This window comes from Agreia sp. VKM Ac-1783, from assembly GCF_900177765.1.
In the GTDB taxonomy this organism is placed as follows: Bacteria; Actinomycetota; Actinomycetes; order Actinomycetales; family Microbacteriaceae; genus Agreia.
The window spans coordinates 501,404-526,068 of sequence record NZ_FXWI01000003.1 but is presented as its reverse complement, the minus strand read 5'-3'; the positions used below and the strand labels follow the sequence as shown (position 1 = coordinate 526,068).

19 protein-coding genes are annotated in these 24,665 nt (G+C 66.9%); 7 read left to right on the top strand and 12 right to left on the bottom strand.

What is annotated here, in order from left to right; genetic code table 11:
* Window positions 1-446: 446 nt before the first annotated feature.
* Entirely contained in the window at window positions 447-2,066 is a 1,620-nt protein-coding gene (locus CCK87_RS12110; protein ID WP_086461665.1) for an HNH endonuclease signature motif containing protein, read from the top strand.
* 151 nt (window positions 2,067-2,217) lie between these two features.
* On the opposite strand, the gene CCK87_RS12105 is transcribed toward CCK87_RS12110, so the two are convergent.
* A complete protein-coding gene (locus CCK87_RS12105; RefSeq protein WP_140162836.1) occupies window positions 2,218-3,285 on the bottom strand; it encodes a hypothetical protein in 1,068 nt (355 codons plus the stop codon).
* 93 nt (window positions 3,286-3,378) lie between these two features.
* Here CCK87_RS12105 and CCK87_RS12100 point away from each other — a divergent pair, with 93 nt between their 5' ends.
* Complete coding sequence (locus CCK87_RS12100) at window positions 3,379-4,659, top strand: hypothetical protein (protein WP_140162835.1); 1,281 nt, start codon at window positions 3,379-3,381, stop codon at window positions 4,657-4,659.
* A 91-nt stretch (window positions 4,660-4,750) separates the two neighbouring features.
* Here CCK87_RS12100 and pip read toward each other — a convergent pair whose 3' ends face one another.
* The 11 genes from pip to CCK87_RS12045 form a co-directional block, all read right to left on the bottom strand.
* The gene (gene pip / locus CCK87_RS12095) at window positions 4,751-5,710 is read right to left on the bottom strand and encodes a prolyl aminopeptidase (RefSeq protein ID WP_086461662.1); all 960 of its coding nucleotides are present in this window, start codon (window positions 5,708-5,710) and stop codon (window positions 4,751-4,753) included.
* Window positions 5,711-5,732: 22 nt separating this feature from the next.
* Window positions 5,733-6,443 (bottom strand): response regulator transcription factor, encoded by a 711-nt coding sequence (locus CCK87_RS12090; protein ID WP_086461661.1) that lies wholly within the window; start codon window positions 6,441-6,443, stop codon window positions 5,733-5,735.
* Window positions 6,440-7,804, bottom strand: coding sequence for a histidine kinase (locus tag CCK87_RS12085; RefSeq protein WP_170927266.1), 1,365 nt, complete (start codon window positions 7,802-7,804; stop codon window positions 6,440-6,442). Before CCK87_RS12085 ends, CCK87_RS12090 begins: the two co-directional genes overlap by 4 nt.
* Before the next feature lie 5 nt (window positions 7,805-7,809).
* Window positions 7,810-8,634, bottom strand: coding sequence for an ABC transporter permease subunit (locus CCK87_RS12080; RefSeq protein WP_086461659.1), 825 nt, complete (start codon window positions 8,632-8,634; stop codon window positions 7,810-7,812).
* A complete protein-coding gene (locus tag CCK87_RS12075; RefSeq protein ID WP_086461658.1) occupies window positions 8,631-9,557 on the bottom strand; it encodes an ATP-binding cassette domain-containing protein in 927 nt (308 codons plus the stop codon). The genes CCK87_RS12080 and CCK87_RS12075 overlap by 4 nt, the downstream gene beginning before the upstream one ends.
* Before the next feature lie 175 nt (window positions 9,558-9,732).
* Complete coding sequence (locus tag CCK87_RS12070; protein WP_249273904.1) at window positions 9,733-11,772, bottom strand: acyl-CoA dehydrogenase; 2,040 nt, start codon at window positions 11,770-11,772, stop codon at window positions 9,733-9,735.
* Window positions 11,773-12,061: 289 nt separating this feature from the next.
* The gene (locus CCK87_RS12065) at window positions 12,062-13,327 is read right to left on the bottom strand and encodes an MFS transporter (protein WP_249273868.1); all 1,266 of its coding nucleotides are present in this window, start codon (window positions 13,325-13,327) and stop codon (window positions 12,062-12,064) included.
* A gap of 31 nt (window positions 13,328-13,358) precedes the next feature.
* Window positions 13,359-14,486, bottom strand: coding sequence for an AI-2E family transporter (locus CCK87_RS12060; protein ID WP_086461657.1), 1,128 nt, complete (start codon window positions 14,484-14,486; stop codon window positions 13,359-13,361).
* A 40-nt stretch (window positions 14,487-14,526) separates the two neighbouring features.
* Window positions 14,527-15,237, bottom strand: a complete 711-nt coding sequence (locus CCK87_RS12055; protein ID WP_170927265.1) for a lysophospholipid acyltransferase family protein — start codon at window positions 15,235-15,237, stop codon at window positions 14,527-14,529.
* Between the two features lie 71 nt (window positions 15,238-15,308).
* Window positions 15,309-17,306 (bottom strand): DNA helicase RecQ, encoded by a 1,998-nt coding sequence (gene recQ, locus CCK87_RS12050; protein ID WP_212638224.1) that lies wholly within the window; start codon window positions 17,304-17,306, stop codon window positions 15,309-15,311.
* 110 nt (window positions 17,307-17,416) lie between these two features.
* Complete coding sequence (locus CCK87_RS12045) at window positions 17,417-18,394, bottom strand: hypothetical protein (protein WP_086461656.1); 978 nt, start codon at window positions 18,392-18,394, stop codon at window positions 17,417-17,419.
* A 212-nt stretch (window positions 18,395-18,606) separates the two neighbouring features.
* Here CCK87_RS12045 and CCK87_RS12040 point away from each other — a divergent pair, with 212 nt between their 5' ends.
* From CCK87_RS12040 to CCK87_RS12020, 5 genes are all read left to right on the top strand, one after another.
* A complete protein-coding gene (locus CCK87_RS12040) occupies window positions 18,607-19,500 on the top strand; it encodes a DMT family transporter (protein WP_086461655.1) in 894 nt (297 codons plus the stop codon).
* A 59-nt stretch (window positions 19,501-19,559) separates the two neighbouring features.
* Window positions 19,560-20,126, top strand: a complete 567-nt coding sequence (locus CCK87_RS12035; protein WP_086461654.1) for an ECF transporter S component — start codon at window positions 19,560-19,562, stop codon at window positions 20,124-20,126.
* A complete protein-coding gene (locus CCK87_RS12030) occupies window positions 20,123-21,982 on the top strand; it encodes an ABC transporter ATP-binding protein (RefSeq protein WP_249273867.1) in 1,860 nt (619 codons plus the stop codon). The genes CCK87_RS12035 and CCK87_RS12030 overlap by 4 nt, the downstream gene beginning before the upstream one ends.
* A 68-nt stretch (window positions 21,983-22,050) precedes the next feature.
* On the top strand, window positions 22,051-22,797 hold the full coding sequence (locus CCK87_RS12025) for an energy-coupling factor transporter transmembrane component T (RefSeq protein WP_086462023.1): 747 nt from the start codon (window positions 22,051-22,053) through the stop codon (window positions 22,795-22,797).
* Between the two features lie 116 nt (window positions 22,798-22,913).
* On the top strand, window positions 22,914-24,650 hold the full coding sequence (locus CCK87_RS12020) for an ABC transporter ATP-binding protein (protein WP_086461653.1): 1,737 nt from the start codon (window positions 22,914-22,916) through the stop codon (window positions 24,648-24,650).
* Window positions 24,651-24,665 lie beyond the last annotated feature (15 nt).

Here is a 24,665-nt window from a genome sequence, read left to right as displayed (position 1 = left end):
CGAGCTTTGGCCCGGCTTCCCTGCGCTTCTGCGCCGGACGAGTAGCGCCCACGAGCACCCGCGCCGGACGAGTAGCGCCCGCAAGCACCCGCGCCCGTCGAGTAGCGCCCGCAAGCACCCGCGCCCGTCGAGTAGCGCCCGCAAGCACCCGCGCCCCTCGAGTAGCGCCCGCAAGCACCCGCGCCCCTCGAGTAGCGCCCGCAAGCACCCGCGCCCCTCGAGTAGCGCCCGCAAGGACCTGCGCCGGTCGAGTAGCGCTCGCGAGGAACGAGCAGCGCGTATCGAGACCACCCCGCTCAGTGAGCCCCCTCGAAGAGCTCCGATGCGGTCCGCGTCCGCTCCTCCACAGGCTCACTTCGTGCGGAGTTATCCACAGCTAAAACGGCTGATCAAACCTCGAATGCACCCGCGAACCCAGTGTCGGTGGCTGGTGTTTGACTTCTCGTATGGACCTCCTCGATGCTTCCCTCGGCGACATCGCCGCGCGGCTTCACGAGCTCCTCGATCTCGAGCGCGGCGCAGTTGCTGGCACCTCCGGTGACGCGCTACTCGAGGTTGCCCACAACTGGGAGGCCGTCGGCCGCGCCGGCGACGCAGCGCGCACCTGGGTGGCCGCAGAAATCGCACATGAGTCCCGTCGCGAACTCGACACGGCGGGTCTCGCCTGCCGACACGGTTTCCCGTCGGCGAAGAAACTTCTCGCAGCGACGGCGAACATCTCCGAACGCGCGGCCGCCGCCCGCATGAGCCTCGGTCACCGGGTGCGCTCATCGGTCTCGATCTCGGGTACGCCGAATCCGAGCTTCTTCCCGGTGGTCGAGTCTGCGTTCTTCGCCGGTCAGGTCGGAGTCGATACGGCTGCGATGATCTGCCGCACGCTCTCCGATGTCGTGAACCGCACGGGCTGGTCAGATGCCACCGACCAGGCAGAGAGACATCTGGTCGCGGCGGCAACGGCGACTGTGGCAGGCGACCGTGACCATAATGCGGACTCAGATGGCGATCACGACCCCGACAGCGACAGCGATGGCGATGGCGATGGCGATGGCGATGGTCACACTCTGGCGAGATATCCGAGGCTGTACACGGTCGAGGAGATCGGTCGGTTGGCTATCCGCATCCGCGAGCACCTCGACCCCGATGGTGCAGAACCTCGCGACGCAATCAAACAGACCCTGCGTGGCTTCAGCTATCCGAAGGTCGGAGCCGATGGCATGGCGCGCGGCAGATATGCCCTCCCGCCACTGCAACTGGGCGTGTTCCTTGCCGCGGTAGATTCCATTCTCAGTCCACGCACACTCGACCACGCACCCGCAACCTCCGAGCCCGTCGCAGCTACCGCGGATCCCGTCGCAGCTACCGAATCTGCCGAATCAGCCGAATCAGCGGAGTCAGCCGGATCGGCCGGATCGGCTGGCGGCGTCATGAACGCCGAGCCTGAGCAATCGTTGGCGCACGAGCAGGCCGTCGTCGACCCGCGAACGGCAGAACAGAAACTCCTCGACGCGGTCATGACCCTCATCGACATGGCCGCAGCCTCGCCCGCGGCATCGCGTCTGAACGGGTCAGCCCCGACGGTGAACGTGCACGTCACCCTGGCCGACCTCGAAGCTGGCCGGGGAGCTGGATGGATCGACGGCAGCACCGAACCCATCCCGATCAGCGCCGTCGATCAGCTCCTCTGCGATGGCGACACCGTCGCGACCCTCTTCGGCCATCACGGCGAGATCCTGAACCACGGCAAGACTCGACGCTTGGCGACCCGACGGCAACGCAGAGCCCTCGCCGCCCGCGACGGCGGCTGCGTGATGCCCGGCTGCACGGTCCCGCCATCGCGATGTCAGGCACACCACGTCACCCCGTGGGTGAGCAAGGACTTCCTGCCGGGCAGAACGGACATCGACAACCTGACGCTGCTCTGCCCGTTCCACCACTCCACCATCCACACATCGGCGTGGCAACTCGAGATGATCCACGGCACACCGCACGTCAGACCACCCACCTGGCTCGACCGACAGCGAACCCCACGAGCAGTTGGCCAGCAACGCGTCAGACCGCCGTGGTGACTCACGCACCGCGGCGACAAGCTACCGTGACCGCGTCATTGCGCTGCTCCGGCGACGGCCGTCACGCGTTACAGGAACCGTCACCCGATACACGAACCTATACAGCAACTGTCACCCGCTCCACGAACCTTGGCCCACCTCAGTATTCGGCCTACCGGAAGAACATGGCGTCGAAGAGACCGTACAGAACGATGACCACGGGGATGATGAGAACGACGCGCCAGAGGTTCGAGCGGCGGGCAAGACGTCGACCCTGGCTTGCGACGCCCGTTCTGCGCGCCGAGTATGGCACAGCGTCGCCCGCCCTCTCCGTCGGCGCGTCGACCTCGATCCGGTCGTCTCTCCACCGCTCCCACTGCGCGACTCTCTGGCAGAAGACGTCGACGGCCGCGAGCACCTGCTGCCATCGGGCGGGGTCGAGAGTCGAAACTTCCTCCTGGCTATAGAGGAACACGTAGTCATCGATGATCTCGACGTCGAAGAGCGCGGCGCTGTCGATCAGTCGAGCCATGACGTCGGGGGTGAAGAGGTACAGGGCATCGGCCTCATAGCCCTCGGGGCAGTAGAGAGCGAAATGGCGGTCGAAGTCTCCCTCGAGAGACAGCTGTTGCCGCGATGCCAGCGAGAGCGGCAACGATGACGCACCCCAGGCATTGTTGCGTTGGGCGTCAAGGACGATGTGGGGCAGAGGGGTATTCAGCCGAAGCGCAACGTAGCCCCAGCGGTACTCCCGGCGTTGCTTCCCGGATCCTGTCGCGAGCGTGTGGTTCGCGACAACGAACGACGGGTCGCTCTCGCGTCGAACGATATCTGTAGAGAATGCCGAGGTCTCGTCCTGCCGAGCAAAGATCATGCCGGGCAACCGCGGCCCGTCCTCCCTCGCCGTGTAAGAGAAAGCGTTCGCGCGCGCGAAGCGGTCCAGCCGGAACGTTCTGACGCCGTTGCGGCGCCACAGAGCCCGAGCAAGAAGCACGATTCCGAAGAGCGGCATCACAAGGTATGGCACGATCCGCCCGCTCAGGTCCAGCGAACTCAGATCGTCGCCGAAGGCCCAATCGCCGTCGAGGAGGATCAGCAGCACGGGGAACAACAGGATGAAGGCGACAGGCAGAATGACCGATGTTATTCCCGGCCGCACAGAGGATGGCAGGGTTCGGCGAAACGCCCGCAACTCTCGTCGATCGATCGGGGCCGTCAGCGGACTCGTATCCAACATCACCCGCACCACGATAGCGACGTACCTCGAGATCACATCCCCCGGCCCCGCCCTACGATGGAACGACCCACCCCGAGCACCGATGGAGAGCACCGCATGCCCACCAGCAAGAAGCGATCCAACGCAAAGAAGCGCACCGGAGTGTCCCGCTCCGTCGGCACGTCCCCCACCGCGATCTCCGCCCTGACTCTCGCGTTCGGCACCTGGTACAAGACGCACGCAGAGGGGCTCGACGATCACCCCACTCCCGCAGCGATGCTCGCCTCGTTTTCGCGGCTCAACGCGATCACGGCCGACCTTCCCGGAAAACGCACCCTCACGCATCCGGTGCCCGACACCCTCGATGCGCTGCTCGATCATTTCGACGAGGCCGACGAAGCAGAACTCGACGATCCCATCTGGGAGGGTGCGTCGGTCGTCGACGTGCTCGATCATCTGCTCGACTTCCTGATCGAAACCGAGCGCTGGCGCGGCACAACGGCCGAGCTCGAGGAGAGCTCGGAGATCATCCACGAGCTCACCGGAGACGAGGGTGGGGCCGCTTCGGGCTTCTTCACCCTGCTGGTCGAGAGCCTCGAGACTGTCGAAGCCGCTCCCGTCGATGCACAGATCGCGTCGCTCGACCGTTGGTCTGTCATCGCAGCGATCCCCGAGTTCCTCGCCTGGATCGGCGCCGAGAAGACACTCACGGCCACGGGAGCCCTGCGCACCGCGGACATTCCCATCGTCGAGGGACTGCTGGGTCTTCCGTCGCAGCGCCAGGTACCCGGCAGCAGCATGTGGGACTCGCAGCCGATCTCGGCCTGGTGGTACGCCCTCGCAGAGTCGAAGATCATCGCGCTCGACGGCACCTCACTGCGCGCCGGCTCGGGCTTCCGTTCCTGGGGCGACGGTGACGCAGCCGCGGCCCTCGACCTGCGGGTGGCCTTCGTGCGTCACTACCTCACCTGGTGGCTCACGAAAGAGCTGGATGCCGACACAGAGTTGGGTTCGGAGGTCACCATCCGGGTCATCGGCCAGCTCTGCGTGGCTCTCTCGCCCGAGCTACTGCCCGGCGCATCGGTCGACGCGCTCAATCTGGTCTTCGACGACGCACGCCCCGATCACGACGACCCCGATGACGAAGGCCTGTTCGGTGACGACGACGAAGAGTTGTCGGCCGAGGTGCATCGCCTGTCGAACGAGTACGCGTCGGAGCGCACGGTGGCGGTGCTCGGTGAACTCGCCGCCTCGGGTGCGCTGACCGAGACGCCCGTGCCAGCCGGAGGCATCCGGTACGTGGTGGAGCCCGACCGAGCGCACGCCTTCTCTCGGGCGCTTCAACTGGCAGTCGGAGGCTTCGTCGACGATGACGATAACCCTGCGCTGATCGAGTAGTCGCGCGAGGAACGAGCCGACGTATCGAGATCCCTGTCGGTGGTCTCGATGCGGCCGCGGGCGGCCTACTCGACCGGCGAGGGGAACCCGCTCACACGGCGAAGCGGTCTGTCGCCTCGATCAGCGCGTCGAGGATGCCGGGCTCGTCGAACGCGTGGCCGGCGTCGGGAATCAGTCGGAACTCCGCCTCGGGCAGAGCCTCGTGCAGATCCCATGCGGTGACGGCCGGGGTGCAGAGATCGTAGCGACCCTGCACGATCACGGTCGGAATGTCGCGGAGCACACCGGCATTCGCGATGAGCTGCCCGTCCTCCATCCAGCCCTCGTTCACGAAATAGTGGTTCTCGATGCGCGCGAACGCAAGCGCGTAGACGGGGTCGGCGAAGGCCGCGACGAGTTCCGGCTTCGGTAGCAGGGTGATGGCGGATGCCTCCCACGTCGCCCACGCGACGGCCGCGGGCCCGTGCACGGCCGGGTCGGGGTCGTTGAGCAGCCGGTGGTAGGCCTGGATCAGAGAACCGCGTTCGTCGACGGGTACCGGGGCGAGGAATCCGGGCCAGAGGTCGGGCAGCACCTCGTTGGCGCCGACCCCCTCGTAGAACCAGGCGAGTTCGGATCGGCGCAGGGTGAAGATGCCGCGCAGCACCAACTCCGTCACGCGATCGGGGTGGGTCTCGGCGTAGGCGAGCGCGAGAGTGCTACCCCAGGATCCGCCGAACACCTGCCAGCGAGTGACGCCGAGGTGCTCGCGCAGCTTTTCGAGGTCGGCCACGAGATTCCAGGTGGTGTTCGTCGCGAGGTCGAATCCGGGCTGGCTTGCGTGGGGAAGACTGCGTCCGCAGCCGCGCTGGTCGAGAACGACGATCAGGTAGCGGCTCGGGTCGAAGAGGCGACGATGCGCCGGGCCCGATCCGGCGCCTGGTCCGCCGTGCAGGAACACGACCGGCTTGCCGTCGGGGTTGCCCGACGTCTCCCAGTAGATCGACTGACCGTCTCCGACATCGAGAAGGCCGGAGTCGAAGGGCTCGATTTCGGGGTAGAGAGTGCGCATGCACCGATTTTAGAAGACAGCGTCAGCGTCCCACGAGCCCCGTGTCGTAGGCGAGGATCACGGCGTGCACCCGGTCGCGCAGCTCGAGCTTCTGCAGAATGCGGCCCACGTGGGTCTTCACCGTCGACTCCGACAGCACGAAGCGCGCCGCGATCTCCATGTTCGACAAGCCCTCGCCGATCGCGGTCAGCACCTCGAGTTCGCGCTCCGTGAGCACGGCCAGCCGCGCGGCCGAGGCCGTCTGCGAGGGCCCGCCCGACGCATCCGGAAGGCTGTCGCCGAACATCGTGAGCAGCTCACGGGTGATGCGCGCCGACACGGCCGCGTCACCGGATGCGACAGCCCGGATCGCCGTGACGAGCTCGGTCGGCCGCGCGTCTTTGAGCAGGAATCCGCTCGCGCCGGCGCGGAGGCCGGCGAACGCGTACTCGTCGAGGTCGAAGGTGGTGAGAATGATGATGCGGCTCGCCGCCTGCTCGCGCACGATCTCGCGCGTCGCCTCGATGCCGTCGAGAACGGGCATGCGCACATCCATGAGAATCACGTCGGGTCGCAAGGCGCGCGCCTGCCGAATGGCGTCGCGGCCGTCGCCGGCCTCGCCCACGACCTCGAAGCCGGGCTCCGACTCGAGCACCATGCGCATGCCGACACGCAGCAGAGCCTGGTCGTCGACGAGCAGGATGCGCACGGCCGGGTGTTCGACGGCGTCAGCGGAATCGGGGGCGAGACTCATTGGGGCGCGCTTTCGTCTGGGGATGAACGATCTGAGGGGTGGGCTGCCGTGGGGATTCGCGCCGCCACTCGCCAGCCGCGCGGCTCGGTGGGACCGGCTTCGACGGTGCCCCCGTAGAGCGCGACGCGTTCGCGCATGCCGATGAGCCCGCGGCCCGAGCCGACCGAGACGGGTGGCGAGTCGGCCGCGGCTTCGAGTCCGTCGTCGCGCACCGTCACCTCGGTGAGGCTCGGCGCAGTGAAGTCGACGGACACCTCGACGCGCGACGGCGTTCGTGCGTAGCGCAGGGCGTTCGTCAGGGCCTCCTGCACCACCCGGAAGACCGTGAGCTGCGTGGCGGAATCCTCGGGCACGGCGCCCGAGACGGTCAGCGTGATGGGCAACCCCGCGGCGCGATAGGAGTCGATCAGAGGGCGCAGCTCATCGAAGGTGGGCTGCGGGGCCAGCGGAACGGCGCCGCCAGACGATCCATCTCCGGAGCCATCGCCGGAGGCTTCGGTCAGGACTCCGAGCACCCGTCGCATGTCGGTGAGCGACGTGCGGCCGATCTCCGAGACGTGCGCCATCGCATCCTTCGCCCGGTCTGGATCGCTGGTCGCGGCACGAGTCGCGCCGTCTGCGAGGGCGATCATCACGGTGAGACTGTGGGCGACGATGTCATGCATCTCGCGGGCGATGCGGGCCCGTTCGGATGCCGTGGCGAGTTGGGCCTGCTGGTCTCGCTCGCGGGCCAGCTGCGCCGCGCGGGCGAACACCGCATCCATGTAACGCACGCGGTTGCCGACGCTGATGCCGATGAGCGTCGCGATCACGAACATCATGCCGTAGCCGAGGAAAGCGACCAGCCCTACTCCCACGTCGAGAAGGCCCGCCGACAACGCACCCAACGTTGCAGCGATGGTTCCGATGATCGTCCACAGCCATGCCGATCTCGCCGAGCGATAGACCGCGAGCGCATAGAGGGCGATCGCCATCGCGATGATGCCGACCGACGAGCCTGTGTTTCCCGGGAAGATCGCCAGAAGCAGCACGCTCGAGACTCCCGCGAGGATGCGGGGGACGAAGCGACGAAAGAGGATGGCCGCCGTCGTGCCGAGAGAGAGGATGGCCGAGAACAGAACCACGGCGATCGGCACGGAGCCGGTCGCCGACGAGATGACCGAGCCGATCGACGCGTAGTAGAACAAACCCATCAGGACCGCGTCGATGATCCACGGGTTGCGGCGGAAGAACGTGCGGATGAAGCCGGGAGGTTTCGGCAGTCCGAGCCGTTGAGGGTCGTAGTCCTCCACCCTCTTGGGGCGGAGAACGCGCGACGATCCAGCCTGGGCCTGAGGCGCCACGGCTGGATCGGTCGACACGAGAGCTACGCGTCCCTTCGCTTCATCAGAACAGCCGCGGTGGTGATGAACACGGCGACCCATCCGAGCATAACGAGCAGGGCCTGCCAGGGCTCAAACGTTCCGCCCCAGTAGTAGAGGTTGCGGCCGGCCGAGCTGGGCAGCCACTCCGCGAGAGTCGTCGACCACGCGGCGGGAATCAGCTGGAAGACCGTCGGCACGACCAGCATGAGACCGAGGCTCGCCGCGATGCCGCCGGGAGTCGAGCGGAGTGCCGCCCCGATGCCGAGTGACACCAGCCCGATGAAGACGAGGTAAGCGGCCGCGCCGAGGAAGTGCAACCAGAGGGCACCATCGAACGGGTTGGCCTGTACTCCGACGCCGGCGAGGATCGGCATCGTGACGAGGTAGGCCACCACGATGCTGACGAGGGTCACGACGAACGTCGCGATCGAGAAGACGATGGCCTTCGCAGCGAGCACCGGCAGGCGGCTCGGCACAGCCATGAACGACGAGCGGATCTGACCGGTCGCGTACTCGCCGCTGATCACGAGCACCCCGAGCACGGCGATCACCAGCTGGCCGAAGAGCAGCCCCACGGTCGTGACGCTGACGGCCGCGTTCGTCGCCTCAGCACCGGAGATCTGGGCAAAGCGGTCGGTCGCGGTCAGCGAGAACAGCACCGCCATGCCGATCTGGATGGCGAAGATGATGCCGAACGACCACCAGGTGGAGCGCAGGCTCCGCAGCTTGATCCACTCGCTGCGCAGAATGCCGGTGGCACTCAGCCCTCGGTTCGACGCGTCGATGTGGCTCGAACGGGCGAGACTGGGTTGGGCAAGGGTACTCATCGGACAACCTCCGGGGTGACGGACTGCGTGTGATATTCGACTTCGTCTGCGGTGAGACGCAGGTAGGCCTCTTCGAGAGACCCGGTGACGGTGGTGAGCTCGTGAAGCACCAGACCGTTGGATGCGGCGACGCCGCCGATGGTCGCCGCCGAGACGCCGGCCACGTCGAGAGTCGAGCCGCTCGCCGAGGTGACCTGAACATCCGGGGCGGCAAGCAGCCGGGCGAGCTCGGCGGCCTGCGGGCTCGAGACGCGCACCGAGGTGACCGCGCCCTGCCCGACGATGTCGGCCACCGGGGCATCCGCGATGACGCGGCCCCGACCGAAGACGATGATGTGATCTGCGGTCATCGCCATCTCGCTCATGAGGTGGCTCGAGAGCAGAATCGTGCGGCCCTCGGCGGCGAGGTGCTTGAGCAGGCCGCGCACCCAGAGAACGCCCTCGGGGTCGAGACCGTTGATGGGCTCGTCGAGAATGAGGGTCTGCGGGTCGCCTAGAAGAGCGGCCGCGATGCCGAGACGCTGGCCCATGCCGAGCGAGAACCCGCCGACGCGCTTGCCTGCGACGGCCTGCAGGCCGGTGAGGTCGATGACCTCGCGGACCCGGGCCGCGCCGATGCCGCGGGTCGCGCCGAGGGCGAGAAGGTGGTTGTAGGCCGAACGGCCCGAGTGGATGGCCTTCGCGTCGAGCAGGGCTCCGACTTCGTGAAGCGGGGCCGAGTGCTCGGCGTAGAAGTGGCCGTTCACGCGAACGCTGCCCGACGTGGGCCGGTCGAGCCCCACGATCATGCGCATCGTCGTGGACTTGCCTGCGCCGTTCGGGCCCAGGAGGCCCGTGACCTTGCCCGGCCGCACCGTGAAGCTGGCGGCATCCACCGCTGTTCGTTGGCCGTACCGCTTGGTAAGGGACTGTGCTTCGATCATGTCGATCTCCTGTCGATTCACGTCAGTGAAGTTGACGTGGAGGAGGCCGACCCTCCCCCACTTCTTCGACAGTAGAAGTCGGCGAAGACGAGCGAATCGCCCGCGGGGACGGTCTTGATCGGAACGCGTCGTACCGGGGTACCACCCGGGAGTTCAGCGGTCTCAGTGCACGGTGCTAGATGCGCTCCTTCTGCTTCTTCGACAGGGTCTTCTCGTCGATCGGGGCCTCACCGGATGCGCGCTGCTCGGCGTAGTAGTCGCGTGCCTCCTTCTGACGCGTAGCCTCGGCGCCCGTCGCGATCGACGCGCGGATGTGCTCGGGGCCATAGCCGAAGGCATCCACGAGGTCTTGCGCGTGCGGCCGCAGCCGCGCGATCAACCGATCGATGTAGGCCGTGACCGCCTGGGCGCGCTTCGGAGAGAGGCGACCGTTGATGAGGTACCACGCCAGGTGCTTCTCGATGAGGCCGAGGCCGAACAGATCGCGCACCCAGGTGAGCACGACGCGGGTTCCCTCGTCGTCGATGTGGTCGAGGGCGTCGGTGAATGCCTCCCACTGCAGCAGTTCGGCGTGGGCACGGGCCGCGTCGATGACGGCACTCTGGTTGGCGTTGAAGAGATCTGCGGCGACCTGCTTCGAGGCCTTCGTTCCCGGGCGCAGCCTGCCGGCCACCTCGGCGACCATGGCCTCGACCCGGTCGGTCAGCAGGGCGCGCTGGGCACCGGTTTCGCGCAGCTGCTCGACGCTTCGAGCGACAGATCCTCGATCCGACAGGTTCTGGGCGAGCGTGCGCAGGCCTGTGCCACTGACCGTGCGGTCGGTTGCCTGTTCGACGACGTAGCGGGCGAGCACGCCCACGTCGGCCTTGGCGAAGCGCCGACTGTAGTCGGTGAGCAGACGCTTGGCGACGAGCTGCAGCAGCACGTGGTTGTCGCCCTCGAAAGTGGCGTACACGTCGAGGTCGGCGCGCAGGCCGACGAGGCGGTTCTCGGCCAAGAAGCCAGCGCCGCCGCACGCCTCGCGCGCCTCCTGGAGCGTGTCGAGGGCATGCCAGGTCGAGAGCGGCTTCAGCGCGGCCGCGAGGGTCTCGAGGTCCTGCCGGTCGGCATCCGTGTCGGTGGCGCCAGAGAAGACGCCGTCGAACTTGGTGAGCAGCTGCTCGTGCGCGAAGCTCGCCGCATAGGTGGTGGCGATGAGGGGAATCAGCCGCCGCTGGTGCACCTGATAGTCGAGGATCACCTCTTCGTCGGTGTCGCTGCCCGCGGTGAACTGGCGCCGCTCGTTGCCGTAGCGAACGGCGATCGCGAGCGCGACCTTGGCCGCGGCGACCGAGGCGCCGTCGAGCGAGACCCGGCCCTGCACCAGCGTGCCGAGCATGGTGAAAAAGCGGCGGCCAGGGCTCTGGATGGGCGACGAGTACGTGCCGTCGACATCGACATCGCCGTAACGGTTGAGCAGGTTCTCGCGCGGGATGCGCACGTTCGTGAAGTGCAACCGGCCGTTGTCGATGCCGTTCAGGCCGCCCTTGAGTCCGTCGTCTTCGCCGCCGACACCGGGCAAGAACTGCCCATCGGCATCGCGCAGCGGAACGTAGAAGGCGTGCACGCCGTGATTGATGCCCTCGGTGATGAGCTGGGCAAATAGCACAGCTGCGGTGCCGTGGATGGCGGCGTTGCCGAGGTAGTCCTTCCAGGCTCCGCGGAACGGAGTGTCGATTACGAACTCCTGGCTTCCCACGTCGAACGTGGCGGTCGTGGCGATGGCCGCGACGTCGGAGCCGTGACCCGTCTCGGTCATGGCGAACGCGCCGGGAACCTCGAGGCTCATGATCGCGGGAAGGAACTTCTCGTGGTGGTACTGCGTGCCGAGGTGCAGCACCGCCGCGCCGAAGAGACCCCACTGCACGCCCGACTTGATCTGAAGCGAGGGGTCGGCCGTGACGAGTTCTTCGAAGCCCGCGATGTTGCCGCCGTGGTCGTCTTCGCCGCCGAGGCTCTTCGGGAACGCTTTGTGCACTCCCCCGTGCTCGACGAGCAGCTCGAGTTGGTGGAAGACGGTGTCACGATGATCAGAGAGCGTCTGACCGTCGACCCGCTGCATCTCGGGTCTGCCGGTGAGCTTGCGAGCGGCGATGCGCGCATCCGCCCAGGTACCGAGCAGGTACTGGCCGAGCGCGGCCGTGTCGATGCGGGCATCCGCCTTGTCGATCGTCATGCTGCCCGACGTCTCGTCGAGCTTCTCGCTGTCTTCGATCCGGTCTGCGAGCTGCGTAGAGCTATCGCTGTTCATCTGGTTCTTCACCGCGTCCACCATCATTGGCCTCTTCCGTGCGCTGTCAGCAAATCTCCGCCTACGCTACGAGCGGGTGCGTGACCACGAAAATTCACCGTCCGTGCCCTACAACGACCCCTCGCCGACCGAGGCGCGGCGTTGATGATGTCTACAGACGAACGCGGGGAACGCAGGCGTTCCTCCACAAGGCAGGTTGATCAGGCGGGGCCGGTCAGGCGAGCGACGCCTCGACGCGACGGGCCTCACGGCGGCGGGCCGTGGCATCCACCGTCGTCGCCGCGATCAGGGCGAGGCACAGCACGGCGACGCCGGGCGCGACGAGATCGATCGCGGCGTTGAGCCCCAGAGCGGTGGCGAGGGCGCCCGCCACGACGGCCGTGATGGCCTGCAGCAGATACGAGAAGAGGTAGAGCAGCGAGAGAGTTCCGCCGCGATGCTCGGGCAGCGCCGTGCGGTTGAGCAGGGTGAGTCCGCCCGTGAAGACGAACGAGTAGCCGACGCCACCCACGATGCACCAGACCACGAAGAGCACGATCGAGCCCTGGGCGGCGGTGAGCTCCATCACGCCCAGGCCGGCGATGCTGATGACAGCACCGACGATGAGCGAGACGTGGGCGGGAACCCTCTGCAGCAGGAGGGCGGTGACTCCGATCACCACGGATGAGATGGCGAGCAGGGCGCCCACGATCAGGAGGTTGGTGGTGCCGGTGAGATCTCGCGCCATCGATGCGCCGAGTGACAAGAAGATCGCTCCGACGCTGTAGGCGACGATCACGCCGAGAGTCGAGGCGATGAAGGTGCGCAGCAGCGAGCGGGGCACGTGGATGCCCGACGGCTTCCAGCGCACGGGCCGCCCATCGGGGCCGGCGGCGGGCACCGGGTTGTCGCGTCTCATGAACCACACCACGACGAACGAGAGGCCGGCGAGAACGAACAGCACCCAGAAGCTGAGCTGCAGGGGCCACGGAGCGTATTGAGCAAGGCCGCCGCTCACGAATAGCACGAGGGTGAGGCCGGTCGACGTTGACACCGTCGTGAGCACCGAGGCGAAGCGCGGGTTCGTCGAGAGGTTGTTCTCGACGAGCGCGGCACTGGCGGCGCCGAGAGCGAATCCCGTGCCGACGCCCTGCAGGGTGCGACCCGCGAAGAGAAAGCCCACGTTGGGTGCGATGGCGAACACGAAGGCCGAGGCGACGATCAGGCCCACGCCGATGAGCATCGCTCGGCGCCGTCCGATCGTGTCGGAGATTCCGCCCGCGAGAAGCAGCACGAGCAGAAGGGCCACCGGGTAGGTGCCGAAGATCGAGGTGGTCACCACGGGCGACAGATTCCACTCGGCGGCGTAGCTCGGATAGAGGGTCGACGGGGCTCCACTCGCCCACAGACAGAGGGCCACCACGATGGCCGCCGCCCAGAAGCTGCCACGCCTGCCCCATTCCCGGCGGGCGGGAGCGTGTTCCGTGTCAGCAGCGGTCATTGCGCCACACTAACCTGCTCCGAGACGGCAGCTATTTCTGCTCCTGCCTCGGGAACACGATCTTCTGGATGATGATGATCGTCGAGGCGGCGACCGGAATCGCCACCAGGGCGCCCAGGATTCCGCCGAGAGTTCCGCCGGCCACGGCCGCGATCACGACCACCGCACCGGGAACCGAAACGGCTCGGTTCATGATGCGCGGGCTGAGGAAGTACGCCTCGACCTGCATGTAGACCAGGTACCAGATGAGGGCGACGAGCGCGGTCAGGGGCGACGCGAACAGGCAGGTCAGAACGATGATGATCGAGCCCGTGAGCGTTCCGACGAGGGGCACCAGAGAGAACAAGAAGGCGATGAACGCCAGAAGCACGAACTGCGGGGCGCCGATGGCCCACAGGAAGATCGCGCTCAGCACACCGTTGACCGCGGCAAGCGCGACCTGCCCCACGACATAGCGACCGACCGCCGAGGTGATGTCCTCAGACACATCGATGAAGCCCGCGCGCTTGCTGGCCGGAACGAAACGGTAGGTGACACGCTTCATCGAACGCAGCGAAGCGAGGAAGTACAGAGTCAAGATCAGCACGACGATCGCGCCCGTCACGCCGCTCGCGACCCCTGCGCCCACGGCCAGGATGCCGCCGCCCAGGTTCACGAAGTTGTTCGGGTCGCTGACGAAGTCGGTCACGCTCTTGGCCACCGAATCGAAATCGACGACGCCGGAGAGCTGTCGTTCCGACGTCTTCACGAAGTCACTGTCGACGACGCGATTCACGATGTCGGGGAAGTTGGTGATGAGATTCGACACCTGCTCCACGATCACCGGGATGATCGTCAGGAGAAGCCCCGCGAACGCCAGGATGACTCCGGCGAACACGACCAGGATGGCTGCCCAGCGGGGAAGTTTTCTCTCAAGCCACGAGACGAGGGGGTCGAGCCCCAGCGCGAGGAAGAGCGCAACGCCCACATAGATGAGAACCGTGGTCAGCTGCCCGATGACCCCACCGATGAGAATCGAGACGAGCACTCCGAGTCCGCCGACGAGTCCGATGCGGAATGCGTTGACCCGCACGGGCGGAAGGGCCGCGCTGCCGGGAACGACGATGTCGGACTGGGGTTGCTGCACCGCTGCGGTGCGACGTCTCTTCGTGTTGAACATTCGGTTCCCCGTCTTGTGGTTTCGGCGCGCTCACCCCACCTTAGGAGGGTCTGTTGCGGCCGAGTGCGCGCTTGACTTTCTCGATCGCCGACGCCGCTGGAACCTCGTTGTACACACCGGCCGGCTCCTGGCCCGACATGCGTTGGATGTCCTCCATCAGCACGTCTGTCAACTTGCGTCGTGCACGCGCCGAATTCGCCTGCCCGTACTCGGACGCGTCGATGGGACGGCCGAACTCGACCGACACTCGGTGCAGCCGGGGAATGGTCGAACCAACGGGCTGCAGCTTCTCCGTGCCGATCAGCGCGACCGGCACGATGAGGCTGTTGGAGCTCATGGCCAGCCATGCCGCGCCCGTGCGTCCCTTGTAGATCCGGCCATCACGAGACCGGGTTCCCTCTGGGTAGATCGCGAACGCCTCATCGCGCTCGAGGATGGCGAGTCCCGCGTCCAGAGCGTCTTGCGCGGCCTGGCCGGCGCCGCGATCGACGGGTACTGCGCCGATAGCCGAGAAGAACGACCTCGAGAGCCACCCCTTGGCGCCCTCTCCAGTGAAGTAGTCGGATTTCGCGAGGAACGAGACGTTGCGCGGAGCGACGAGGGTGAGAACGACGCTGTCGATGAAGCTGAGATGGTTGCTCGCGAGAAGAACCCGTCCGGTTCGCGGCACGTTGTCTCGGCCGATCACCGTTGGCCTATACAGCGCTCGAGCCACGGGAGCGAGAAAGGCGCGGCTGAGAAGGGTGAGCATTCGCCCAGTCTCGCAGAGCACCCATAGCCCTCGCGGCATGCTCTGCGATACGGCGTGTATCTATGCTCGGATCAGGATATGGCGTCGCCCGCGACGACATCGATGAGAGCTTCGCCGTACTTCTGCAGCTTGGCTTCACCGATTCCCGTGATGCCGCCCGCCTGCGCCAATGTGGCCGGCCGCTCGGTGGCGACAGCTCGAAGCGTGGCGTCGCCGAACACGATGTATGCGGGAACCCCCTGCTCCCGAGCCTCGCCCGCGCGCCAGGCGCGAAGCTTCTCGAACAGTTCTTGATCGGCCGGCGCGAGCTCGGCTGTGGCCGCCTTCGACTTCGACGAGCCAGACGACCGCACGCTGCGTGCGGCCCGTTCGGCTTCGCGCCGCATCGACACCGCATGCCGCCCGGCGAGGACCTCGCCGCTCGCCTCGGTGATCACCAGGGTTCCGTAACCGTCATCGTTCACGGCGAGCAGCCCTTGCGCGAGCAGCTGACGCACCACGCCCCGCCACTGCTGGTCGCTAAGGTCTTGCCCGATGCCCCAGGTCGAGAGGCTCTGATGATTCAGCTGCGTGACACGGTCGGTGACCTTGCCTCGCAGAATGTCGATGAGCTGGCCGGCTCCGAATCGTTGATTGCGCTCTCGCTGCAACCGCACGACGGTCGACAGCAGCTTCTGCGCCGCGACGGTGCCGTCCCACGACTCGGGCGGCTCGAGGCAGGTGTCGCAGTTGCCGCACGGAGTGGATTGCTGCCCGAAGTAGCCAAGCAGATTGACGCGGCGACAGTGCACGGTTTCGCAGAGCGCGAGCATCGCGTCGAGGTGGGCGGAGAGCCGTCGACGATGAGCGAGGTCGCCGGGTGACTCGTCGATCATGCGGCGCTGCTGCACGACGTCTTGGAGGCCGTAGGCGAGCCAGGCCGTGGAGGGCAGCCCGTCGCGGCCGGCACGACCCGTCTCTTGGTAATACCCCTCGACCGACTTGGGCAGGTCGACGTGGGCGACGAAGCGCACATCGGGCTTGTCGATGCCCATGCCGAAGGCAATGGTGGCGACGATGATGATGCCGTCTTCGCGCAAGAACCGTGATTGGGTGGCCGCCCTCAGCCGCGAGTCGAGGCCCGCGTGATACGGCAGCGCCTTGAGGCCGTTGTCTGCGAGGAACTGCGCCGTCTTCTCGACGGTGTTGCGCGAGAGGGCGTAGACGATGCCCGAGTCTGCGGGGTGCTCGCCCTTGATGAGCGAGAGCAGCTGCTTGCGCACCTCGCCCTTGTTCTCGATGCGGTACCGGATGTTCGGGCGGTCGAAGCTGGCGACGAAGTGCTTGGCCTGCTGCATGCCCAGGCGCTCGGTGATCTCGGCGTGTGTGGTCTCGGTCGCCGTGGCCGTGAGCGCGATGCGCGGCACATCGGGCCACCGCTCGGCCAGTTCAGAGAGGGCGAGGTAGTCGGGCCTGAAGTCGTGTCCCCACTGCGACACGCAGTGAGCCTCGTCGATGGCGAAGAGTGCGATCCGACCCTGCGCGAGGAAACGCTTCGTCGCCTCGTTCGACAAGCGCTCGGGCGCCACATAGAGGAGGTCGAGCTGCCCGCCGAGGTAGGCGTTCTCGACGCGAGCCCGCTCCGCGGCATCCTGCGTCGAGTTGAGAAACGCCGCCCGAACGCCGACCGCGGTCAGCGCGTCGACCTGGTCTTGCATCAACGCGATCAGGGGCGAGATGACGATGCCCGTGCCCGGGCGAACCAGCGATGGAATCTGGTAGCACAGCGACTTGCCGCCGCCGGTCGGCATGAGCACGACCGTGTCGCCGCCGTCGATGACGTTCTGGATGATCGCGGCCTGGTCGCCGCGAAAGGTCTCGTACCCGAAGACCCGCTGAAGGGCCTCGACGGCGGTCTCGGGGGTGGCCACCTCTGGGGCGGTCGTCTCGACCGGCTCGACGAACGGAGCCCGCGTTCCCTGAGCCTGTCGAAGGGGACCTTCGTCGTAGAACGGGTCGTACGGCGGCTCGTCGTCGAGTGGTGGCGGTTCGGCCTCCGGGTCCCAGGGGATGTCAGCGTTCCACGTCACGCTCCGAAGTTTACCGGGGCGATCCGACGTCGCCCCCGCGAGCGCGGGTGTTCCCGCCGAACGCGGCGGCGCAACCACCACGCCGGGCGAGAACTCCCGCGCTCGATCACTCACCGCGGTGGCATAACGGGGAAACCGTCGGGGTGGCCGAAGGGCAGCTGAGGAACTCCGAGCGCGAGAAGACGACGGCACAGAGCGCCGGCACTGTTCGCCACCTCCCACGGCCAGCGCCCGAACCCGTCGCTCTGAGTTCGCAGCCAGTCCTCTCTCTGCTTCTCGTCCCACAGAGCCTGCGCCGGAGTGCGCCCTCGGAGATAAACCGGGTCGCTGTACTTGATGCGCCCGTCGACCTCACCGATGCGCCTGCACCGCTTGAACCAGAAGTCCACGAAGTACGAGTGGCCCGATGGATGCACGAACTCCTGCTGAAGAATCGGCCGAGGAAATCGGTGCCGCGCCATGTTGACGAGACTCACCGACTCGGCGACCGAACCGCTGAGCGGGGTCGCGAACTCGATGACGCCAGAAGCCTGACGCGAACCACGGAAGGGCAAGAGCTCGGTCAACACGGACCGAAGCTCCTCTCTCGTCACCAAGCCGCGATGCAGGGCGAAATCGGCGGCAGCTACGCCAGAGACGAAGGTCGACTGTGCCGCGAGGTCGACAATTGTTCGCGCGATATCGGTGACGACGAGGCCCTCCGCGGTTCTGACGAGCGTCGACGGCATCCCTACCGCGTGACGACGAATGCCTGGATCGGATCGACCGCCGGACGAGCGCTCCGCGAGAACATGCACGTCTCGCGGCCAGGGGCCGACGACCGGAAGCCCCCACAGCACGGCCGCCGAGTAGCTGGAGAAGACGGGCTCGATACGTCGTGTGCGGGCGACCGCAAAAACCTGCATGCGGTATCTCGCGTCGAAGTCCATCGATCTCCAGGTCGACGCAGGAATGTAGACACCCCGACGGATTTGCAGGAGCTCCCCACGAGCCGCGAGACGACTGAGCCGGGAGTCGCCGCCCATCAACTGGTTGCGGTCTCGGGTCACAAGAAGCGCATCTTCGAGATGCATCAGCGGCGCGGTCATAGCTTCACCATGTCGGAGTGCAACTGCCCACGACGCGGACGAGGCGGAATTGTGGAAGCCCGACTCCGTTCGTCCCCTGTGATGGAGAGGAGCCACGCGAACACTCATTCCGCGAGCGCGGGTGTTGCCGCCGAGCGCGGTGGCGCAACCACCACGCCGGGCGAGAACTCCCGCGCTCGGCGATGTCGCGTCCGCGACTAGGCTCGGTACCCATGCTCGTCACAGCGTTCGGACTCGTCGGCGCGTTCGTCTACGGCTCCGCCGACTTCCTCGGCGGCCTCGCATCCAAGCGCCTCTCGCCCTTTGCCGTCACCGGCATCGCGGCGTTCTCGGGGCTCGCCGTGCTGCTCGCCGCCTACCCGCTCGTCGGCGGCGCCTGGTCGGCAGAAGCCGCCCTGTGGGGAGGCATCTCGGGCGTCTCCGGAGCCATCGGCATCTCGTTGCTCTACGCCTGTCTCGCGATCGGGCCGATGAGCATCCTCTCGCCTCTGACCGCGGTCGTCTCAGCCGTCGTGCCGTTGTCGGTCGGGCTAGCTCGCGGCGATGCACTCGGGCCCGTCGGCTACGTCGCCTTGGCTCTCGCGCTCGTCGCCGTCGTGCTCGTGGGGTTCGTTCCCGAGAAGGGAGCCGTTCGACCGAGCCTCCGAGGTGTTCTCATGGCCATCGGATCCGGCGCCACGATCGGCGTCTTCCTGATCGCCATCGACGTCGCACCCGCCGACTCCGGCTTGGTTCCCCTCTTCTTCAACAGAGCCGTGAACGGCATCATCATGGTCGCGATCGTGTTGACGACCCTCGTCATCGCACGCCGGCGATCGGATGCCGCGGCCAGGCCGCGTGCCGCATCCGACGGCCCCGCGCGGGCCGGCATTCGCACCGCCCTGCTGCTGGCGCTGGCGTGCGGCGTCGCCGATGCGGCGGCCAACGGCCTGATCCTCACTGGGCTCCGGCTCGGAGAGCTCTCCGTGATGTCGGTGCTCGTCGCGCTCTATCCGGCCGGAACGATCGTGCTGGCCGCGGTCGTGCTCAAGGAACGTATCGCTCCCCTGCAGATCGTCGGGCTCGTTCTCGCGATCGCAGCGGCGGGCATGCTGTCGCTCGCGTAGCGCCTCCATCGCCGCCCCTTACTTTGGTTACCCTGCCCTAAGCTGGGTGTGGAGGTCTGATGAGAAACGTGAGCACGCGCCTGCTCCTGACATGCGCCGCGATCGGCGTCGCCGGGGGCCTCGTCTTCGCGCTCAACGCTTGGATCGGCGGTACCGTCGCGGCGCTCGCTCCCCTCTTCTACGGGTTCACGATCGGCGTCTACTTCCTTCCTGGCGTCGTGGCCCAATACGTGATCAGGCGCGGCGGCGTCGCCATCATCACCGCAGCCATCGCCGGACTCGTCACCGCGCCGCTGCAGCCCATCGGTTTCTGGGCGACCCTCATCGCCATCGCCATCGGGGCGTTCCAAGAGCTGCCCTTTCTCGTCACCAGATACCGCCGCTGGAACACCTGGCTCTTCATCGTGGGCGGCGTCGTGGCGGGCATCGTCTGCGCCGCGGGCATGTATCGCACCATCGCGAAAGACTCCCTCGACGCCGCATCGGGAGCGATTCTCATGACCGGTTACTTCGTCGCTCCCGTCGTCTTCACGGCGATCGCGGTGCTTCTCGGCGCGGCCCTCGTGCGCACGGGTGCGGCCCGTGGCCTGCGGGCAGAGCGCACGCGCGTCACTCCCGCGGCGTGACCGACGACCGCGGCATGACCGATGACCGCGGCGTGGACGCGCAGCCCGCCGCCGAGACCGCGGACGACGCGCAGCCCGCCGCCGAGGCCGCTCCCGCTCCGGCCGTGCGTGTGCGGTCCGTGTCGATCCAGCATGACGGCCGCGCGGCATCCACGCCGTCTGACGTGAGCTTCGATGTCGCGCCCGGCGAGGTCGTGCTCATCCTCGGCCCATCGGGCTCCGGCAAGTCGACGCTCGCGCTGGCGCTGAACGGACTGGTTCCCCACGCGGTTCCCGCCGAGCTCACCGGCACCGTGACCGTCGGTGGGATGCGCACGGCCGACGCGACCGTCGCGCGACTGAGCGAGCGGGTCGCCATGGTCTTCCAAGACCCCGACTCCCAGATGGTCACGGGAACCCTGCTCGACGAGGTGGCGTTCGGTCCCGAGAATCTGCTCGTGGGCCGCGACGAGGTTCTCGCCCGGGCTGAGGAGAGCCTGCGCCAGGTGGGGCTGTGGGAGCGCAGGCGCGACAACCCCGACCTCCTCTCCGGAGGAGGTCGCCAGCGTCTCGCCATCGCCTGCGCGCTCGCCATGAAGACACCGATTCTGGTTCTCGACGAACCGACCGCGAACCTCGACCCTGCCGGAATCGACGAGGTCTACGCCGTTCTGCGACGGCTGGTCGACTCCGGCGATCACGCGATCGTGCTGGTCGAGCACAACCTCGACGCCGCGATCGATCTCGTCGACCGCGTCATCGTGCTCGACGCACAGGGGCGACTGGCCATGCAGGGCCAGACCAGGCAGATCCTCGTCAGCAGGGTCGACGAACTCCTCCGTCTCGGCGTCTGGCTGCCCGTCGCACTACTCGCCGCGCTGCGCCTCCGAGCGGCGGGCGTCCCGATCGATCCGCTGCCCCTCACCCCGCGCGAGCTGACGGCGTCGCTCGACGCCCAGGATGCGCTTCCCGCGTTGGCCGCACAGCGCGGGCATCCCTCTGCCGGCGCCTCAGGCCACCCTGCTGCCGACGCCTCAGGCCACCCCGCAGGCAATACCGCCTCCGGCCGCCCCGAGCCGGCCGTGCGCGTGACCGCACTCGACCTCGATCGCGGACGCACCCGCATCCTGAACGGCATCGACCTCACGATCGACCGCGGCTCGTTCGTGGCGATCGTGGGCACGAACGGTGCGGGGAAGACCACTCTGCTGCAGGCGATTGCCGGGGTGATCCGCGCTCCGGCCGGTTGCATCCAGGTTCTCGGAGTCGACCCCGCCAAGGCCGATGCCCGCACGCTCGCACGCACCATCGGCTTCGTCTTTCAGAACCCCGAGCACCAGTTCATCAAGGGCACGGTCGCCGAAGAGCTCGCGCACGGACCGCAGCTGCAGAAGATGGCCGCCGACGACATCGAGACGCGCGTCTCGACGATGCTCGACCGCTTCGGCTTGCAGGAGCTGCGCGACGAGCACCCCTTCCTTTTGTCCGGCGGGCAGAAGAGGCGGCTGTCCGTTGGCACGGCACTCATCGACGGAGCACCCCTGCTCGCGCTCGACGAGCCCACCTTCGGGCAAGATCGAGCGCGGGCATCCGAGCTTCTGACGCTGCTCGACGCACTCAACGCCGAGGGCACGACCGTGCTGGTCGTGACCCACGACCTGCAGTTGGTCGCGGAGCACAGCAGCCACATTCTCGTTCTCGACTCGGGGAGTGTCGCGGCGTTCGGCCCCACGGCGTCGGTGCTCGCCTCGGATGCCCTCGAGTCGGCCGGGCTGCGGACGCCGCCGCTCGCCCGAGCATTCCGCGAGATCGTGCGTCATCCGGACTGGCGGTCTGTGACCCGCCTCAGCGATCTGCCCTCCGGGGCGCCATCGTGAGCCCGGCGAGCGCAACCGCGACGCGCCAGGCTGCCGACCCGTACGCGGCCCCGCCCGACTACGGCCCCATCCGCTTTCTGCACCGGCTCAATCCGCTGTCGAAGATCGCTGCGCCGTTGCCCGCCATGGCGCTGCTTCTGTTCACCCGCGACATCGCGACACCGCTGATCTTCTGCATCGCCACGCTCGTCATGCTCGTCGTCGGTGCTCATCTGCGGGCTCGCACGCTCCTCGTGCTACTCATCGTCATCCCGATGATCGTCGCCGTGATGTCGGTGAGCTTCGGTATCTGGACGGACCCGGCGAGGGTCGGCGACTCCCCCGTTCTCATCGAGGTCGGCCCAGTTCGCTTCACCGTCGGCGCCTGGCTCGTCGGCCTGGCCACGGCGCTGCGACTCACGTCGATCGTGCTGCTCGCCCTCATCGGAGGACTGACCTCGACGGGCCCCGACCTCGTGCGCTCTCTCGTGCAACAGCTCCGCGTGCCCTATCGGCTGGGCTACACGGCGCTCGCCGCGTTCCGCTTCGTGCCGCGCTTCAGGCACGAGCTCGACGTAATCAGGCAGGCGCACCGGGTTCGGGGCATCTCGGATGGGCGTGGCCCGATCGCATGGGTCGCGCGAACGGCCGGCTACGTCGTGCCGCTGCTGGCGGGGGCCATCAGGCACGCCGAGCGGGTCGCGCTGGCCATGGACTCGCGCGCATTCGGCGCACATTCCACCCGCACAGAGCGCTACATCATCGCGTTCCGCGCACGAGACTGGGTCTTCATCGTCTTCTTCTGGGCGCTGACCGCGGTTGTCGTCATGCTGTGACCCTGTCACTCTTGTGAATTGTTCCAAGTAGGAATACCGTTCTCATCGAGCGTCACCGGTGCCTCCTACGATTGACGCACACAGCATCGCTCTCGTCGTCATCGTGAGGAACCCCCGTGCAACTCGTCCGCCTCATCCTCCACCACCTCAAGCCCTATACCGGCTGGGTCGTGGCGGTCGTCGTCTTCCAATTCATCTCCACGCTCGCCGCGCTCTATCTGCCCAGCCTCAATGCGCAGATCATCGACAAGGGCGTCTCCACCGGCGATACCGACTTCATCTGGTCGACCGGCATGACCATGATCATCGCTTGTCTCGTGCAGGTGGTCACGGCTATCGCAGGCATCTATTTCGGTGCTCGCACCGCTATGGCGGTCGGGCGCGACCTCCGGCGCGAGATCTACCGCAAGGTCGATTCACTCGGCGCCATCGACGTGGCGAAGTTCGGCACGGCCACGCTCATCACGCGCGGCACGAACGACGTGCAGCAGGTGCAGATGCTGGTTCTGATGATGCTCAACTTCATGGTCTCGACGCCCATCATGTGCATCGGCGGAATCATCTTCGCGCTGCGCGAAGACGCCGGCCTCTCGTGGCTCGTCTGGGTATCTGTGCCGCTGCTCTTCATCATCGTCGGGTTCCTCGTCTTCCTCCTCCTTCCGTTGTTCCGGCTCATGCAAGATCGCATCGACGGCATCAACAGCGTGCTGCGCGAGCAGATCATGGGCATCCGCGTTGTGCGGGCGTTCGTGCGAGAGCCCTTCGAGTCGGAGCGTTACCAGCGCGCCAACGAGGCCATCACGGTCGTCTCGATCAAGGTCGGCAACATCTTCGTTCTGATGTTCCCCGTCATCATGATGATCCTGCATCTCGCCACCGCGGCGGTGCTGTGGTTCGGCGGGCAGCGGGTCGACGCGGGCGACATCCAGGTGGGCTCGCTCACCGCATTCCTGCAATACCTGCTGCAGATTCTCACCGCCGTCATGATGGGGGTCTTCATGGTCATGATGATCCCCCGGGCCGTGGTCTGCGCGGAGCGCATCACGGAGGTGCTGTCGACCGACCCGAGCATGGCCGTGCCGGCTCAGCCTGCACCGCGGGTCCCCACGGCCGGTCGGGTGGAGTTCACCGACGTGACCTTCGGTTACCCGGGCGCAGAGCGGCCCGTGCTCGACCGCGTCTCGTTCGTTGCCGAGCCGGGCAAGACCACCGCGATCGTCGGCTCGACCGGAGCCGGCAAGACCACGATGCTCAACCTGATTCCCCGCCTCTACGACGCGCAATCGGGCAGCATCACCATCGACGGCATTCCCGTCGCCGACCTCGACCGCCGCCAGATCGCCCATCTCGTCGGCCTGGTGCCGCAGAAGCCCTATCTGTTCTCGGGAACCATCGCATCCAATCTGCGATTCGGTCGACCAGACGCGAGCGACGAGGAGCTCTGGAGGGCGCTGCGCGTGGCGCAGGGCGAAGACTTCGTGAGAGCCAAGGAGAAGGGTCTCGCCGATCCCATCTCGCAGGGCGGAACAAACGTGTCCGGCGGTCAGCGACAGCGACTCTGCATAGCGAGGGCACTCGTTGCTGACCCGCAGGTCTACTTGTTCGACGACTCCTTTTCGGCGCTCGACGTCGCGACAGACGCGCGGCTGCGCGAGGCGCTGTTCGAGGCTACCCGCGGTGCGACCGTGATCATCGTGGCCCAGCGCATCTCGACCATCAGGTCGGCAGACCAGATTCTCGTCGTCAACGACGGCGTGATCGTGGCCCGAGGCACACACGACGAACTGCTCGACGAGAGCGAGACATATCGAGAGATCGTCGGATCGCAGATGAGCATCGAGGGGGTGGCCTGATGGCCCGCAATTCGA